10 protein-coding genes, 1 tRNA gene and 2 pseudogenes are annotated in these 15,283 nt (G+C 74.9%); 9 read left to right on the top strand and 4 right to left on the bottom strand.

Going from position 1 to position 15,283, the window contains the following annotated elements:
- Positions 1–147: 147 nt before the first annotated feature.
- On the bottom strand, positions 148–1,458 hold the full coding sequence (locus tag ACVUH9_RS15750) for a DUF445 domain-containing protein (RefSeq protein WP_475758554.1): 1,311 nt from the start codon (positions 1,456–1,458) through the stop codon (positions 148–150).
- Positions 1,455–2,267 carry a DUF4393 domain-containing protein gene (locus ACVUH9_RS15745; protein ID WP_475758552.1) on the bottom strand — a complete coding sequence of 271 codons (813 nt, stop codon included), beginning with the start codon at positions 2,265–2,267 and terminating at the stop codon, positions 1,455–1,457. Before ACVUH9_RS15745 ends, ACVUH9_RS15750 begins: the two co-directional genes overlap by 4 nt.
- Before the next feature lie 268 nt (positions 2,268–2,535).
- Here ACVUH9_RS15745 and ACVUH9_RS15740 point away from each other — a divergent pair.
- The 5 genes and pseudogenes from ACVUH9_RS15740 to ACVUH9_RS15720 form a co-directional block, all read left to right on the top strand.
- A pseudogene (locus ACVUH9_RS15740) lies at positions 2,536–3,195 on the top strand (metallophosphoesterase family protein); the annotation flags it as partial.
- Positions 3,196–3,333: 138 nt separating this feature from the next.
- A complete protein-coding gene (locus ACVUH9_RS15735) occupies positions 3,334–4,023 on the top strand; it encodes an exonuclease SbcCD subunit D C-terminal domain-containing protein (RefSeq protein ID WP_475758657.1) in 690 nt (229 codons plus the stop codon).
- 1 nt (position 4,024) lies between these two features.
- Positions 4,025–7,039 carry an AAA family ATPase gene (locus ACVUH9_RS15730; protein ID WP_475758550.1) on the top strand — a complete coding sequence of 1,005 codons (3,015 nt, stop codon included), beginning with the start codon at positions 4,025–4,027 and terminating at the stop codon, positions 7,037–7,039.
- Positions 7,040–7,446: 407 nt separating this feature from the next.
- Positions 7,447–7,830: pseudogene (locus tag ACVUH9_RS15725) on the top strand (type IV toxin-antitoxin system AbiEi family antitoxin domain-containing protein); the annotation flags it as partial.
- A gap of 183 nt (positions 7,831–8,013) precedes the next feature.
- Positions 8,014–8,583 carry a DUF559 domain-containing protein gene (locus ACVUH9_RS15720; protein WP_475758665.1) on the top strand — a complete coding sequence of 190 codons (570 nt, stop codon included), beginning with the start codon at positions 8,014–8,016 and terminating at the stop codon, positions 8,581–8,583.
- A gap of 384 nt (positions 8,584–8,967) precedes the next feature.
- Here ACVUH9_RS15720 and msrA read toward each other — a convergent pair whose 3' ends face one another.
- Positions 8,968–9,675: a peptide-methionine (S)-S-oxide reductase MsrA gene (msrA, locus tag ACVUH9_RS15715; RefSeq protein ID WP_475758548.1), complete on the bottom strand. Its 708-nt coding sequence runs from the start codon at positions 9,673–9,675 to the stop codon at positions 8,968–8,970.
- A gap of 153 nt (positions 9,676–9,828) precedes the next feature.
- Between msrA and trhA the strand changes: the two genes are divergently transcribed.
- Together trhA and ACVUH9_RS15705 are read left to right on the top strand one after the other, a co-directional pair.
- Positions 9,829–10,512: a PAQR family membrane homeostasis protein TrhA gene (gene trhA, locus ACVUH9_RS15710; protein WP_475758546.1), complete on the top strand. Its 684-nt coding sequence runs from the start codon at positions 9,829–9,831 to the stop codon at positions 10,510–10,512.
- A gap of 126 nt (positions 10,513–10,638) precedes the next feature.
- Positions 10,639–10,728, top strand: a tRNA-Ser gene (locus ACVUH9_RS15705).
- A 280-nt stretch (positions 10,729–11,008) separates the two neighbouring features.
- Here the strand turns inward: ACVUH9_RS15705 and ACVUH9_RS15700 are convergent.
- Positions 11,009–12,040, bottom strand: coding sequence for a zinc-dependent alcohol dehydrogenase family protein (locus tag ACVUH9_RS15700; RefSeq protein ID WP_475758544.1), 1,032 nt, complete (start codon positions 12,038–12,040; stop codon positions 11,009–11,011).
- 167 nt (positions 12,041–12,207) lie between these two features.
- On the opposite strand from ACVUH9_RS15700, the gene ACVUH9_RS15695 reads away from it, so the two are divergent.
- Both ACVUH9_RS15695 and ACVUH9_RS15690 read left to right on the top strand, forming a co-directional pair.
- Complete coding sequence (locus ACVUH9_RS15695) at positions 12,208–12,870, top strand: ABC transporter ATP-binding protein (RefSeq protein ID WP_475758542.1); 663 nt, start codon at positions 12,208–12,210, stop codon at positions 12,868–12,870.
- Between the two features lie 105 nt (positions 12,871–12,975).
- Positions 12,976–15,282, top strand: a complete 2,307-nt coding sequence (locus ACVUH9_RS15690) for an FtsX-like permease family protein (protein ID WP_475758540.1) — start codon at positions 12,976–12,978, stop codon at positions 15,280–15,282.
- Position 15,283: the final 1 nt, after the last annotated feature.

The following is a 15,283-nucleotide window of genomic DNA, read 5'->3' as shown; positions in this document are numbered from 1 at the left end:
ACGACCGGTTGGCGACCACACCGTCCCCACCGTCCCGACGCGAACGTGACCGTATCGGTCCGGTGGGAATCCAGACCGTGCATCGCGTGTACGACGAACGCGTTCGGAGCCTCGGCCGGCACGGGGCCCGGATCCTCGCACGCCGGACTAGCCGAAGATCGCCAGGTGCAGCAGCCCCGCCCCGAAGCCGAGCACGGCCCCATGGAGGAAGAGCAGCCACTCGTCCTCCTTCATCGCCGTCCGCAGCATCTCGACGAAGTCCGCCGGCGACATCTCCCGCAGCCGGTCGCGGACGAGGATCCGGATCCGCTCGCCCTGGACGCGGTTGAACTCCGGGTCCGAGAGCGGGGTCATCGTGTACTGGACCGCCTCCAGCGCCACCGAGTCACGGATCGTGTCGTAGCTCTGCCCGCCCATCAGCAGCCGGACCGCCGAGCGAGCCGGGCCGGTCGCCCGGTCGACGGCGGGCCGCAGCGCGTTCTCGAGCATCAGCCGGGTCCGGTCCGAGCTCGGTCCGTGGAGCAGCTCGTCGCCGATGTTGGCCAGGGTCAGGACGTTCTCCGAGATCACCTTCGAGTAGATGTCGGCCGCTTCGTTCTGCCGCCTCAGGAACAGCCCCTGGAACTTGATCCCGAAGATCCGCCGCTCCTCGATCGGCTCGAAGATCATCCAGATCCCGACCAGGTTGGTGGCCCAGCCGACGAACGTGCCCATCACCGGCAGCACGAACCAGTACGGGATCGCGGCGGTGATCAGGACCACCGGGAAGCCGAGCAGGAAGGCGAAGAAGAAGCCGAAGTTCACCATGAACCGCAGCTCCTTCCGGCCGACGTCGCGGAAGATCCGGTTGGCCAGCTCGGGGTTCGCCTCGAGGTGCCGGATCACCATCAGCTTGACGTCGAGCAGCTGGTCGATGTGCTCGCCGATCTGCTCGGTGACGTCGTGGACGATCTCCGGCAGCTGGCTGCGGACGCGCCCGTGGACCGCCTCGCGGACCTGCGGCGGCAGGTCATGCCAGAGCCGCGGGTGCTCGCGCTCCATGATCCGCTCGACGATCCCGCGCAGCTCGTCCTGGACCGAGGCGATCATGTGCTCGGCGATCTTCTCCGGCTCCAGCTGGCGGTAGAACTCGGCCGGGCTGCCGAGCTTGGCGATCCCCTTGTCGACCGCGATCGAGCCCATCTTCGCCGCCCGCGAGGGGATGATCCCCTGCCACCCCACCCCGCCGTGCATCACCCCCGGGATCTGCTGGACCTTGCGCGGCGCGAGCCGCACGAAGAACCACAGCCCCGGGATCTTCATGCCCTTGAACTCGAGCGGGTAGAACAGCATCCAGACCGCGGACCAGTTCGTGATGTAGCCGATCGCGCCCATGAACAGCGGGACGCTGATCAGCTCCTGGAGGTGCAGCTCCAGTCCGAGCACGTGGATGCTCGCGACCAGGGTCAGGGGGCTCATCGGTCGTTCACGCGGCGTGCCGGCGGCCGCGCGATGACGTCGCCGAGCGGCAGGCAGACCCGGCAGAAGTCCTCGCCGAACGGCGTCAGCACGATGCTCCGGCGGATGACCCGGGCCGCGCGACCGGCGCGGGCCCGAGCCTCCTTGATCTCCGGCTGGGCCTCGAGCACCTGGTAGCCGCGGAGGTCGTGCAGCTCCTCGTGCGAGAACCAGATCAGGCCGAGCCGGAAGAGGTTGTTGAGGTAGGCCGGGACCCGCTCGCCGTAGCGACAGCCGGCCTCGGCGCCGAGCACGGTCAGCCCCGCCGCCACCAGCTCCGAGCCGATCCGCAGCGGCCGGCCGGTGCGGACGTCGACCGCGGGCTGCGGCCCCTTGGTCGTGAGCAGCCGCAGGATCCGGGCCTCGTCGGGGCTCAGCTCGTCGAGGATCCGCAGGTAGGCCGGATGCGTCTCCTCCTCGAACCGGACGTCGGCGGCCTGGGCGAGCAGCCCCGCGCCGCGTTCCTGGAGCACCGCGGTCAGGTCGGGCTCGACGGGGCGTGCGGCCGGATCGCCGGGGCGCCGCCCGTCCCCCGTCTGCTCGGGGACCAGCCGCCGGAGCTTCTCCTCGACGTCCTCGACGCCGAGCAGCTGACGGGCGCCGCGGCGAGCCTGGCCGGCGGCCTCCTCGACGGCGCGGACCGCGAGCCCGCCGAACGGCAGCCGACGGGCGACCTTGACCCCGGTCTTCAGCGAGCTTCCGGCGCCCCAGGCCGCGGCTCGTAGTCCGCTGCTGGTGGCGATCCGGACGACTCCCGGCAACGCGTCCAACGGGTGTGGCTCCCGCGGTGCTTCGGCGCTGTCGTGGTCGTTGTCCGCGGGGGTGACGATCGCGCGATCGTAGGCGAATCGGACCGACGGTCGCAACCTGGGGCCGGCACGCCGGGGTGGGCTCCCGCGAGCGGCGCAGCGGATCCCGAGCGGGGCACGGCCAACCGGCGCGCACGACGGTCGCGGAGTGTGACCAATGTCCCGTAACGGCGGCCGGCCGGGGGCGGGCCGCCCGCCATCCGATCCGATGCGTACCGTCGATGACCGGATGCGTCTGTTGCACACCGCCGATTGGCACCTGGGGCGTCTGCTCCATCGAGTCCCGCTGCTGGACGCGCAGGCGGCCGTGATCGACCACCTGGTGGCCCTCGCGCGCGCCGAGCAGGTCGACGCGATCGTGCTCGCCGGCGACGTCTTCGACCGCGCGCTGCCGCCGGTCGAAGCGGTCCAGCTCGCGGGCGAGGCGCTGCGGCGGCTGGCCGAGGTCGCACCGGTGATCGCGATCAGCGGCAACCACGACTCGGCCCAGCGGCTCGGCTTCGCGGCCGACCTGATCGCCGCCGGCGGCGTGCACCTGCGGACGGACCCGGCCCGCTGTCACGAGCCGGTGCTGCTGGAGGACGCCGACGGTCCGGTCGCGTTCTACGGCCTGCCCTACCTCGACCCCGATCTGGCCCGCGGCCCGCTCGGCGTCGAGGAGCGCTCGCACGAGGCGGTGCTCGGGGCCGCGATGGCGCGCGTCCGCGCCGACCTCAGCGGGCGAACCGGCGCCGACGGACGGGCGCCGCGAGCGGTCGTCGTCGCCCACGCGTTCGTCCAGGGCGGAGAAGCGTCCGAGTCCGAGCGCGACATCTCGATCGGTGGCGCCCAGACCGTCCCGCCGCGGCTGTTCGACGGGATCGCCTACACCGCGCTCGGCCACCTCCACCGCCCGCACGTCGTCGGCGCCGGCGAGGCGGCGGCGAGCGACGGCACGGGCAAGGCGACCGCAACGGACGCGGACGACGCGGACGAGCTGCTCCGCGATCGCCTCGACGACGGAACCGACGCCGACGCCCGCGACGCGGTGCCGCAGGTCAGCCTGTTCGAGGACGACGACGCGCCGTCGCTGTTCGACCTCGCGCCGGCCTCCGCCGCCGGGTCGATCGGATCCGTCGGGACGATCGCATCCGACGGGCCGATCGGATCCGACGAACCCGCCGGTGCCGTCGCGGTGCTCGCCCGGGAGGCCCCGATCGCAGCCGGCCCGACCCCGCCGGCCGACGGCCCCTCGACCGTTCGCTACGCCGGTTCGCCGCTGCCCTACTCGTTCACCGAGGCCGACGCCGAGAAGACGACCGCGATCGTCGACCTCGACGGCGACGGTGCGGTCAGCGTCCGCACCGTGCCGGTGCCCGTCCCGTTCCGGCTCGTCCGCCTGCGGGGCACGCTCGACGAGCTGCTGGCCGACGACGCGCTGACCGAGCACGAGCGCGAGGACCACTGGCTCGAGGTGACCCTCACCGACGCCCGCCTGCCGGCCCGCCCGATGGAGCGGCTGCGGCGGCGGTTCCCGCTCGTCCTGGTGCTCCAGCACGAGCCCGACGGCGAGCTCGCCCCGGCCACGATCGCCGCCGCCCGGGTCCAGGGCCGGACCGACCTCGAGGTCCTCGAGCGGTTCGTCGAGGACGTCCGTGGGCTCGCCGCCGCCGACGACGAGACGCCACTCCTGCGCGAGGCCGTCGAGTACGTGACCCGCGATCCGGGGGCCCGCTGAGATGCGCCTCCACCGCCTGGAGATCGACGCCTTCGGCCCCTTCGCCGGCCACGAAGAGGTCGACTTCGACGCGCTCGCCGACTCGGGGCTGTTCCTGCTCTCCGGCCCGACCGGCGCCGGCAAGACCAGCGTGCTCGACGCCGTCTGCTTCGCGCTCTTCGGCGAGGTCGCCGGGGCTCGCGACGACGCGAACCGGCTCGCCAGCGACCACCGCGAGCCCGACGCGCAGCCGCGGGTCGTGCTCGAGGCGACCGTCGGGGGGCGACGGATCCGGGTCGCCCGGGTGCCCGCCCACACCCGGCCGCCGAAGCGTGGCGGTCGCGACGGGGCGCTCGTCGACGAGATCGCCTCGGCCACGCTCGAGCTGCGCGACGCCGACGGCTCGTGGCGAGCGGTCGCCTCGAAGGTGCCCGAGGTCCGCCGCGAGCTCGACCCGCTGCTGGGGATGACCGCCGAGCAGTTCCTGCAGGTGGTGATGCTGCCCCAGGGCGCGTTCGCGACCTTCCTCCGCGCCGACGCCAAGGCCCGCCAGCAGGTGTTGGAGCGGCTGTTCGACGCCGGCCGCTTCTCGAAGATCGAGCTCTGGCTCCAGGACCGCGCGCGTGACGCGAAGAACGCCGTCCAGCAGGCCCAGATCGACGCCGACCGGGGGCTCGCCGGCGCCGCCGGGGCCTGGTCCGCGACGGACGAGGTCCCCCGGCTCGATGGCTCCCCCGGCGCGACGATCGACGAGGTCCGCGCGTGGATCGCCGCCGAACGCGCCCGGACGGCGCAGCTCCAGGCCGAGGCCGACGCCCGCCGGAGCACCGCCGAGAGCCAGCTGCACGCGGCCGAGGCCAGCCTGCGCGAGGCCCGGGAGCTCGCCGACCGCCAGGCCCGTCGACGCGCCGCCGAGGCCGACCTGCGCAAGGTCGAGGAGCACCGCCAGGGCCGCGACCGGCTCGCCGCCGAGCTGGCCGCGCACCGCACCGCCGCGCCGCTGATCCCCTACCTGAGCAGCGACCGGGCCGCCCGTGCCGCCGCCGAGGACGCGGCGACCGAGCTCGGCAAGGCCCGCCGCTACGTCGAGCAGCTGGAGCAGCCCGCGCTGCTCGCGGACCCGAGCCGCTGGGCCTCCACCTCGCGCGGCTACGGCGAGCAGGCCGCCGGCCTCGAGGACGTCCGCCAGCTCGAGGAGGGCCTGGCCGGACGCGAGCGCGAGCTGGCGCGGCAGGAGCAGGCCGCGGCCGAGCACCAGCGGCAGGCCGCGACGGCCACGGCCGCGATCGCGACCGGCGAGGACGAGCTGCGGACGGCGACCGCCGAGCGTGACCAGCGCCTCCACCGAGCCGGTGCGTCGGCGTCGCTCGGCGAGACCCTGAACCGGGCCGAGGCGGCGCTGGCCGCCGGTGCCGAGCGCGACCGGTTGGCCGAGCGCCTGACCGCCGCCCGCGACGCCGCCCGAACCGCGATCGACGCCCACCAGGCCGCCCGCGACGGCGTCCAGGCGCTGACCCAGCGGCGACTCGACGGCTACGCGGCCGAGCTCGCCGCCACGCTCGTGGCCGACGCACCGTGTGCGGTCTGCGGGTCGACCACCCACCCCGCCCCCGCCCACAGCGAGGCGCCGCCGGTCACGGCCGAGGACGTCGCGGGTGCGGCGGAGGCCGAGCGAGCCGCCGCCGCGCTGCGCGAGCGAGCCGAGGCCGCCGTCGCCGAGCTCGACCGCTCCCTCGCCGCCGCCCGCGCCACCGCGGGCGAGCAGCCGACCGGCGCGCTCGCCGCCGCCCGCGACCAGGCCCGTCAGCAGGTCGCCGAGGCCGAGGCCGAGGCGCGGGCGCTGGACGAGCTGCGCCAGCGGATCACGGGGCTCGAGGGCCGGATCACGGCCGCCCGCACCGCCGCCAGCGAGGCCGGGAACGCGCACGCCAAGTCGAGCGCGGAGCTGGCCGCCCGGCAGACGGAGCTGGCCCAGGTCCGCGACCGGATCGGCGAGGCCCGCGGCGACGCGCCGACCGTCGCTGCCCGGATCTACCAGCTGCGCGACGCCGAGAAGCGGCTCGACGGCGCGGCCACGGCGCTGACCAAGGACGCCGACGCCCGCCAGGCCGCCGAACAGGCCGCGGAGCAGCTGCGCGCGGCGCTCGCCGACAGCAGCTTCGGGACCGCCGAGGACGCGATCGGCGCGGTCGTCACCCCCGCCCGAGCGCAGGAGATCGAACGCAAGGTCGCCGCCTTCGACGAGTCCGAGGCCGGCGCCCGGGCCGTCCTCGCGCAGCCGGAGATCGCGACCGTCGCGCTCGATCCGGCGGCCGACGTCGACGGGGCGACCGCCGCCCACGGCGTCGTCCGGGAGGCCGCCACGCGGGCCACGACCGAGGCCGCCGCGGCCGCCGCCTGCGTCGCCGCCCTGGAGGGCCAGCGCGACGCCCTGCTCGCCGCGCTCGACGCGCTCGGTCCGCTCTCGGCCGCCGCCGACCGTGCCCGCGAGCTCTCCGAGCTGGCCCGGGGCGGGGCCGGCAACCGCCGCAAGATCCAGCTCTCGTCGTGGGTGCTCGCCGCCCGCCTGGAGCAGGTCGCCGCCGCGGCGACCGTCCACCTGCTGGAGATGTCGGCCGGGCGCTACCGGCTGGTCCTGCACGAGGAGGCGGCCAGCGGCCGCGGCAAGGGCAACGCCGGCCTCGGCCTGCGCGTGCACGACGGCTGGACCGGCGAGGAGCGCGACACCACCACCCTCTCCGGCGGCGAGTCGTTCTTCGCCTCGCTGTCGCTGGCGCTCGGCCTGGCGGAGACGGTCAGCGCCGAGGCTGGCGGGCTCGACCTCGGCACCCTGTTCATCGACGAGGGCTTCGGCTCGCTCGACGAGCAGACCCTCGACGAGGTCCTGGGCGTGCTCGACAACCTCCGCGACGGCGGCCGCGCGGTCGGGATCGTCTCGCACGTGCCCGAGCTGAAGCAGCGGGTCCCGGTCCAGCTGGTGGTCGAGAAGGCCCGCGACGGCTCGACCCTGCGGCAGGGCACGGCCGCGGTGGCCTGAGGGAGGGGTTGGCCTGCCGCGCGGGGGCCGGGCGCGGGGGGCCGGGCGCGGGGGGCCGGGCGCGGGCGCGGGGTTGGGACCGCATGCGGAGTTCGGTGCGTGTTGGCCGGGGCCGGGGGGCCGGGGCGAGCGCAGGGCCAGGCGAGCGCAGAACACGAGGCCGGGGCGGGCAGAACAAGGGCCGGGGGGCGAGGAGCGGAAGCAAGACGCGGCGGTGACACGGAGGCGGCGGGTCGCGTGGTCCGCCCGGGGTCCGCGATGTGTTCTCCACCTCCGAGGTCGCAAACACATCGCACAACGTGGCCGCGCGCACGCGGCAGCCGGTTCGCCTCGTGCTCGACGTGTTGTCCACCTCTACGGTGGCAAACACATCGCGAAGCAACGCCTGCCTCGTCCCCGCTTCCGTCATGCCCCGTCTCGCCACCTCCGGCCCCGCTCCGTCACCGCCCCCCGTTGCCGCCACCTCCGGCCCCGCTCCCTCGCCACCCAACCGTCTTCGACACGAAGTCGGTGCAGCATCGGCACTCTTGGTGCGCCACCGGGCACGTCTTCTTCGACAGGCTGTCGTCATGCCACGTTCGAGCGCCACGGCCCAGCTCGACGCCGGGGTCCCCACCCACCACGAACCCGCCCGGACCCCATCCACGACATCGGCCTGGTCCGGCGTCGCGCCACTCGCGACCCGGCAGCACGGCGCCGTATCGCGGCGGCAGCTCCAGACGCTCGGGCTGTCCGATCGTCAGATCGACGGCGGGTTGCGTACCGGTCGGCTGCACCGGGTGCATCGCGGGGTGTTCGCCGTCGGGCACCCTCGTCTCTCGGCACTCGGACTCTGGTCGGCCGCCGTCCTGGCCTGCGGTCCCGGTGCCGGCCTCGGCTACCGATCCGCCGCCGCCCTCTGGTCTCTCCGCCCGTCTTCGGCCGCAACGATCGAGACCGTCCTCCCACGTGACAGCCGTTGCCTCCGCGCCGGCGTGACGATCCACCGTCACCCCGACCTCGACCCCAACGAGATCACCGTCCACCAGGGAATCGCGGTGACCAGCGTCGCCCGCACCCTGCTCGACCTGGCGTCGGTGGTCTCCGCGGGCCAGCTCCGCCGCGCGATCGGCCAGGCCGAGACGCTCGGGCTGTTCGACCTGCGCGCGATCGAGCCGTTGCTCGAGCGGCATCGCCGCCACCGCGGCACCCGCCCGCTCTCCGCCACGCTCGCTCGCTGGACCACCCCGCCCCGCATCAGAAGCGCCCTGGAGGAGGCCTTTCCCGGCGTCTGCGCCCGCCATGGCCTGCCACTGCCGATCATGAACAGCACGGTCCAGGGCATCGAGGTCGATGCGCTGTTCCCCGATCACGGCGTAGCCGTCGAGCTGGACGGTCGCCGGTTCCACGCCGGCCGAACGCAGTGGGAGGCCGATCACGAGCGCCGGGCGCGCCTGGTCGCTGCTGGCTGGACGTTCCTCGCCTTCACCTACCGTCAGGTCACCGCCGACGAAGGGCGCTTCGTCACCGAGACGCTAGGGGCGGTCCTTCGTCGTCGGGCCTGACCGGGTCGGGTCGGCGGGGCGGGGCGGCGGGCCGGGGCGGGCCGGCGGGGCGGGGCGGGCTGGGTTGGGAGGACGGGGCGAGCCGACACGCACCAAGGTGCCTGTTCGACTGCCGCCGACGTACCTTCCCCGCTTCGCGATGTGTTCGCCACCTCCACGGTGGAGAAACGACGACGCTGTCTGGGCGGCGTAGCTCGCCGTGCTTCGCGATGTGTTCTCCACCCCCACGGTGGAGAAACGACCACCTACCGTCCGCCGGCCCCGCCACTCGGCACCGCCGCCCGCCCGACCCCGTCCAGCCCGCCTACCAACGCGCGAGCGCGCGCCCCAAGGACCTCGCCGACATCGCCGAGCTGACGAGCGACGAAGACCCGGGGCCGCCGCCTACCCCGCGCTGACCAGCCCGATCGGGCAGCTGACGCCGGTCTCGCCGTGGCCGCAGTAGCCGTTGGGGACCTTGTGCAGGTACGCCTGGTGGTCCGGCTCGGCGTAGAAGAACGGGATCGTGCCGCCGACCAGGGCGCCGCCGAAGACGCCGGGGCCGTCGCTGGCGGGGCGGATCTCGGTCGTGATCTCGCCGTGCCCGGCCGCGCTCAGCGACCGCTGGTAGTTGACGCGCGACATCTCCGCCTGCGCCAGCTGCTCGTCGCTGGTCGTGTAGATCGCCGACCGGTACTGGGTGCCGACGTCGTTGCCCTGGCGCATCCCCTGGGTCGGGTCGTGGCCCTCCCAGAAGATCCGCAGGATCGCCTCGAAGTCGATCGCGCTCGGGTGGGCGGGATCCCATACGACGAGCACGGCCTCGGTGTGGTTCGTCTGACCGCTGCAGACCTCGCCGTAGGTCGGATTCGGGGTCTCGCCGCCCTGGTAGCCGACGGCGGTCACGAGCACGCCCGGGGTCTGCCAGAAGCCGCGCTCGGCGCCCCAGAAGCAGCCCATCCCGACGAAGGCGTGCTGGCTGCCCTCCGGGAACGGCGGAACGATCGGCCGCGCGAGCACCGGGTGGACGCCGTCGATCGGCATCAGGCTGTCGCGGCCGGGCAGGGTCTCGCTCGGGTCGAGCAGGGCAGGGGGGTTCTGGCGGAACAGCATCGTGGGAGCCTTCGCGTCGCGGGGACTCCATCGAGCGTAGCGACCGGCGGGATCCGTTCCGCAGGGGCGGCGTTCGCCCGGCTCCGTCGGTCCCGCGCGTGGCTCCTCGGTGAACAGGTGGTCACTGATCGTCTGAAGGCGTACCATGCGCCTGTGAGCAACGGCGCATCGACCTCCTCCCTGGTGGCCCCGATCCCTGCGCTCAAACCGCGGCTCCGCGGCGTGCTCCACCAGTGGGCCGCCTTGGTCGCCGCGCTCGCGGGCGGCTACCTGATCGCCTCCGCCCCGACCGGCAACGCCCGGCTCGCCTGCGCGATCTACGCGGTCTCGATCGTCGGCCTGTTCACGGTCAGCGCGATCTACCACCGCGTCAACTGGACGAAGCCCAGCGCCCGCCAGTGGATGCGGCGGCTCGACCACTCGATGATCTTCGTGATGGTCGCCGGGACCGTCACCCCGATCGCCGCGCTCGTGCTTGACGGCAGCTGGCGCACGATCGTGCTCAGCGTCGCCTGGGGCATGGCCGGGATCGGGATCACGATCAAGCTGCTCTGGATCGGCGCGCCGAAGTGGCTGAGCGCCGCGATCTACGTCGGCATGGGCTGGGCCGGGATGGCGATCTTCCCGAAGCTCGTCGGCGACCTCGGCCCCTGGCCCGCCGTCGGCCTGATCGGCGGCGGCATCCTCTACACCGCCGGCGCGGTCATCTACGCGACCAAGAAGCCCGATCCGCTGCCCCGGATCTTCGGCTACCACGAGATCTTCCACGCGCTGGTGATCGTCGCCGCGCTGGCCCACTTCCTCGTCGTCGCGCTCGCCGTCGTCCCTCAGGGCTGAGCCGTTTCGCGGCGCTCGGACGCTGCTCGAAGCGCGTTCGGGACACACCGCGTCCGGACGTCCGGTCGATGCCCGGGACAGGCGGCACCTCGGACCTGCGCGCGGCTCGCTAGACTCGCCGCTCACGGAGCGATGGCCGAGAGGCTTAAGGCGCTCGCCTGCTAAGCGAGTTGGGGGTTGATAGCTCCCTCGGGGGTTCGAATCCCCCTCGCTCCGCCTCAACGGAACCCCCGCCACCGCGGGGGTTTCGTCGTTTCGAGGGCGATCTCCAGCGGGCTGGGTCCTCGACACCGGCGGGCGGCACGCAGCCGTCCTGGCCCACGTCGCCGCCCGTTGCGCCCCGCCCGGTGACGGCCCGGTCTCGTCGGGCTCTGTCCCCACGGCGCGGGTCCCGACAGGCCTCGGAACCCCTGCGCCTGGCCCCGGCGGGCCTCGGCCGGCCTCGAGCCTCAGCCGACCTCCGCCGGCCTCAGCCGGCCTCAGCCGGCCTCCAGACCTACGGCCGGATCATCACCTTGATCGCCTCGCGGTCGTTCATCGCGCGGTAGCCGTCCGGGACGCCGTCGAGATCGACGGTCCGGTCGAGCACCCGGCCCGGCTCGAGCCGCCCCTCGAGGACGTCGGGCAGCAGCTCCTCGATGTAGGCACGGACCGGGGCGACGCCGCCGCTGATCGTCACGTTGCGCATGAAGGCGTTGCGGCTGCTGGGGATCGACGCCTCCTGCGGCACCCCGACCCGGCCCACGGTGCCGCCGGGACGGGCGAGCGAGACCGCCATCCGCGCCGAGTCCTCCGTCCCGACGCACTCCAGCACCGAGTGCGCGCCGTCGCCGGTCAGCTCGCGGACCCGCTGGACCCCCTCCTTGCCGCGCTCGGCGACGACGTCGGTGGCCCCGAACTCGCGGCCCAGGTCGGTCCGGTCCTGGTGCCGCCCGAGCAGCACGATCTGCTCCGCGCCCAGCCGCTTGGCGGCCATCACGCCGCAGAGGCCGACGGCGCCGTCGCCGATCACCGCGACGGTGTGGCCGGGCCGGACCCGGGCCGAGACCGCCGCGTGGTGGCCGGTGCCGAAGACGTCGGAGAGCGTCAGCAGCGACGGCATCAGCGCCTCGTCGGCCGCGAACGGCAGCGCGAACAGGGTCCCGTCGGCCTGCGGCACCCGGACCGCCTCGCCCTGGCCGCCGTCGATCCCCGGTCCGCCCCACATCGCCCCGTTGCGGCAGGAGGTCTGGAGCCCCTCCTGGCAGAACTCGCAGGTGCCGTCGGAGACGACGAACGGAGCGATCACGACGTCGCCGCGCTTCAGCCGCTGCACCTCGGCGCCGACGTCCTCGATCACGCCGAGGAACTCGTGGCCCATCCGCTGCCCGCCCTCGACCGGCCCCAGCTGCTTGTACGGCCAGAGGTCGCTGCCGCAGATGCAGGCGTGGGTGACCCGCACGAGCGCGTCGGTCGGCTCGACGATCGTCGGGTCGGGGACCTCCTCGATCCGGACGTCGCCGGCCTGGTGCATGAGCGTCGCGCGCACGGTGCTGCCTCCTGGTGGGGATGGAAGCCCGCCACTGCGGGCCGCGGCCCAGTTCATCACGAACCGGGCGCCGCGCGGAAGCGGCTGGCCGGACGTCCCTCGTCGATCCGTCCGCCCCGCCGGCGACCTGACGCTTACACGACATACGTCGCCTAGCGTGCGTGGCGATGATCGTCGCGCGGGGACTCGTCAAGACCTACGGCGTCGGCCGTGCGGCGCGGCGGGTCCTCGACGGCACCGACCTCGACGTTGCCGCCGGCGAGGTGGTCGCGATCGTCGGCCGGTCCGGGACCGGCAAGAGCACGCTGCTGCACCTCGTCGGCGCGCTCGACCGGCCCGAGGCGGGGACGATCGAGGTCGCCGGGGAGCGGATCGACGGTCGCCACGAGCGCGAGCTGAGCCGCTTCCGCCGCCAGCGGATCGGCTTCGTCTTCCAGTTCTTCCACCTCGTGCCCGAGCTGACCGGCGAGGAGAACGTGCTGCTCCCGGCCCGCCTGCCGGGCGTCCCGCGCAGCGCGGTCGCGCACGGCCGGGCGCTGATCGAGCGGCTCGGGCTGACCGAGGCCGCCCGCCGCCGCCCGCACGAGCTGTCGGGCGGCGAGCAGCAGCGGCTCGCCGTCGCCCGCGCCCTGATCCTCGATCCCCCGGTCCTGCTCGCCGACGAGCCGACCGGCAACCTCGACGAGCAGTCCGGCCTGATCGTGCTGGAGCTGCTGCGGGCGGCGGCGACGGCCGACCGCGCGGTCGTGGTCGTCACGCACGAGCCGCGGACCAGCGCGACCGCCGACCGGGTCCTGGCCCTCCGCGACGGCCAGCTGGTCGCCGCATGAGCGATCGGCGGCCCACGTGAGCGGCCGGCGGCCCCTGGTCCGGTCCAGCGATCGGCGGGGCCGGTGATCCGGGACCGGGTCGCGAGGGCGAGCCCGGCCGGTCCGGTGAGCCGCGGCGGCCGGACCGGGACGGTCGTGGCGACCCTGCTGCGCGGGGCCGCGTCGCTGCTGCGGAGCGGACGCCGCCGGACCCTGCTCGCCGCGCTCGGCGTGCTCGTCGCCGGGGCGATGGCGGGCGCGGCGCTGACCGTCTCGCTCGGGCTCTCGACCGGCTTCGACCGCTCGGCGGCGCGGGCCGACCTGCCCGACATCGTCGCGCGCTTCTCCGAGCAGCCGCCGGAGCAGATCCGCGAACGGATCCTCGCGCTGCCGAACGTCGCCGCCTACGCCCCGCGGACCGAGATCGGCAACGTCCCGTTGCGGGCGGGCGACCGCACCAGCGGCAAGGGCGCCGTCCAGTTGGTCGACACCGACGCCCGCCGCGGCTACGCGATCGTGGCCGGACGCGACCTCGAAGGGCCGGACGAGGTGCTGGTCGAGCAGGGGCTGGCGCGCGAGTGGGAGCTCGACGTCGGCGACCGGATCGAGGTCGGCGGCGGCCCCTCGCTGCCGATCGTGGGGATCTCGGTCGCACCCGACAACGTCGCCTTCCCGCTCGCGAGCGCACCCCGGGTCTCGCTCTCGGGGACCGCCCTGGCCCGCCGGATCGGACGGCCGCTGCGGGTCAACCAGGCGCTCGTCTGGACCCACGACCGCTCGCGCACCGACGTGACCCTGCAGCAGGCACGGGCGACGACCTACGGGATCGGGGACCTGCGCTTCATCACCCGCACCGGCGTCCGGGTCCTGATCGACCAGGCGGCGGGCGTGGTCGTCGCGCTGCTGGTCGCGTTCTCGTTGGTGGCCCTGATCGCGGCGACGACGATGCTGGTCGCGCAGTCGGCGTCGGAGGTCGGGCGGCGGCTGCCGGTGATCGGGGTCCAACGGGCGATCGGCGTGCCCCGCGGGATGGTGGCCGGAGAGCAGGCGCTGGCGGCGGGGCTGATCGGCCTGATCGCGGGCGGGATCGGGGTCGCCGCCGGGGCGCTGGTCGTGCGTGGCCCGAGCGGCGACCTGCTCGCCGCCCTCAACGGCCAGCCGCCGGGAGCCGCGCTGGTGCTGCCGCTGGTCGGGCTCGTGCTGCTGCTCGCGCTGATCGCCGCCACCGCCGCGGGGTGGCCGGCCTGGCGGGCCGCCGGACGCTCGCCGGTCGCGCTGCTGCGCGGGGGCGGGCTCGTCCGTCGCCGCGGCGGCCGCCGGGGCGTTCGCCGCCGGTCGCCGCGGGCAGGCTTCGTCGGCCTCGGCGCCCGGCTCTCGCTGGCCCGGCCGGGTCGCGCCGCCGCGACGATCACGGTCCTGACCGCGTCCGGCGCGGTGATCCTGCTGATGCTCGGGCTCGCCTCGCTGCTGACCGCGCTGCGCAGCGACCCGAGCGCCGTCGGCACCCGCTACCAGCTGACCGTCGGCGAGCCCGCCGGTGGGGTCGCCGCCGTCCAGGCGGTGCCGGGGGTCGCGGCGGCCGCGCGGCGGTACAAGGTCCGGGCCGCGGACTCGTTCGCGCTCGGCGAGCCGGTCTCGATCACCGCCTTCGCCGGCGACCCGGCGACCTTCGTCGATCCGCCTCTCGACGCCGGCCGGCGGGTCCGGGCGCCGGACGAGGCCGAGATCGGGACCGGCCTCGCGACCGCGCTCGGGATCGGGGTCGGCGGCACGCTCGCCGTCCAGCTCCCGAGCGGCGGCGAGGCTCGCTTCCGGGTCGTCGGCACCGTCCGGGCGCTGGAGGCCGACGGGCGCGTTGCCTACACGCGGCCGGAGCGGCTGCTGGCGGCGGCTCCGGGCCTGCCCTCGGACGTCGCCGTGCGGCTCGACGACGCCGGCGACCGCGACCGGGTCGGCCAGCGGCTGGCGGAGATCGGGGCCCCGCCGACCGCGGTCGGCGGGGCGACGACCAGCAACCGGGCCTTCCTCGGCACGCTCGCGACCGTGCTCCAGGTGGTCGCCGCGCTCGACGCGCTGGTCTGCCTCTACGCGCTGATCCAGGCCCTCGCCCTGACCGCCCGCGAACGCCGGCCGACGCTGGCGCTGCTGCGGGCCCAGGGAGCGGGCACCGGCACGGTCGTCGCGGTCCTGCTCGGGGCCGGGCTGGTGCTGGCGGTGCCCGGGGCGCTGCTGGCGATCGTGGTCGAGCGGCTCGTCTTCGCGCCGCTGGTCTCCGGGCTCGCCGCCGGCTACGCCGAGCTCGACACCGCCGCTTCGACCGGCGCGGTGCTCGCGGTCTCGGTCGGCTTCGCGGCCTTCGCGGCCCTGGCTGCGGCCTGGGTCGCGCGGCGCGTGGTGGCCGAGCCGCCGGTCGACGGGCTGCGGGAGGGCTGAC

This window comes from Patulibacter ginsengiterrae, from assembly GCF_056269115.1.
Note: the sequence above shows the minus strand (reverse complement) of the source record. Positions and strands in the feature narration are given on the sequence as shown.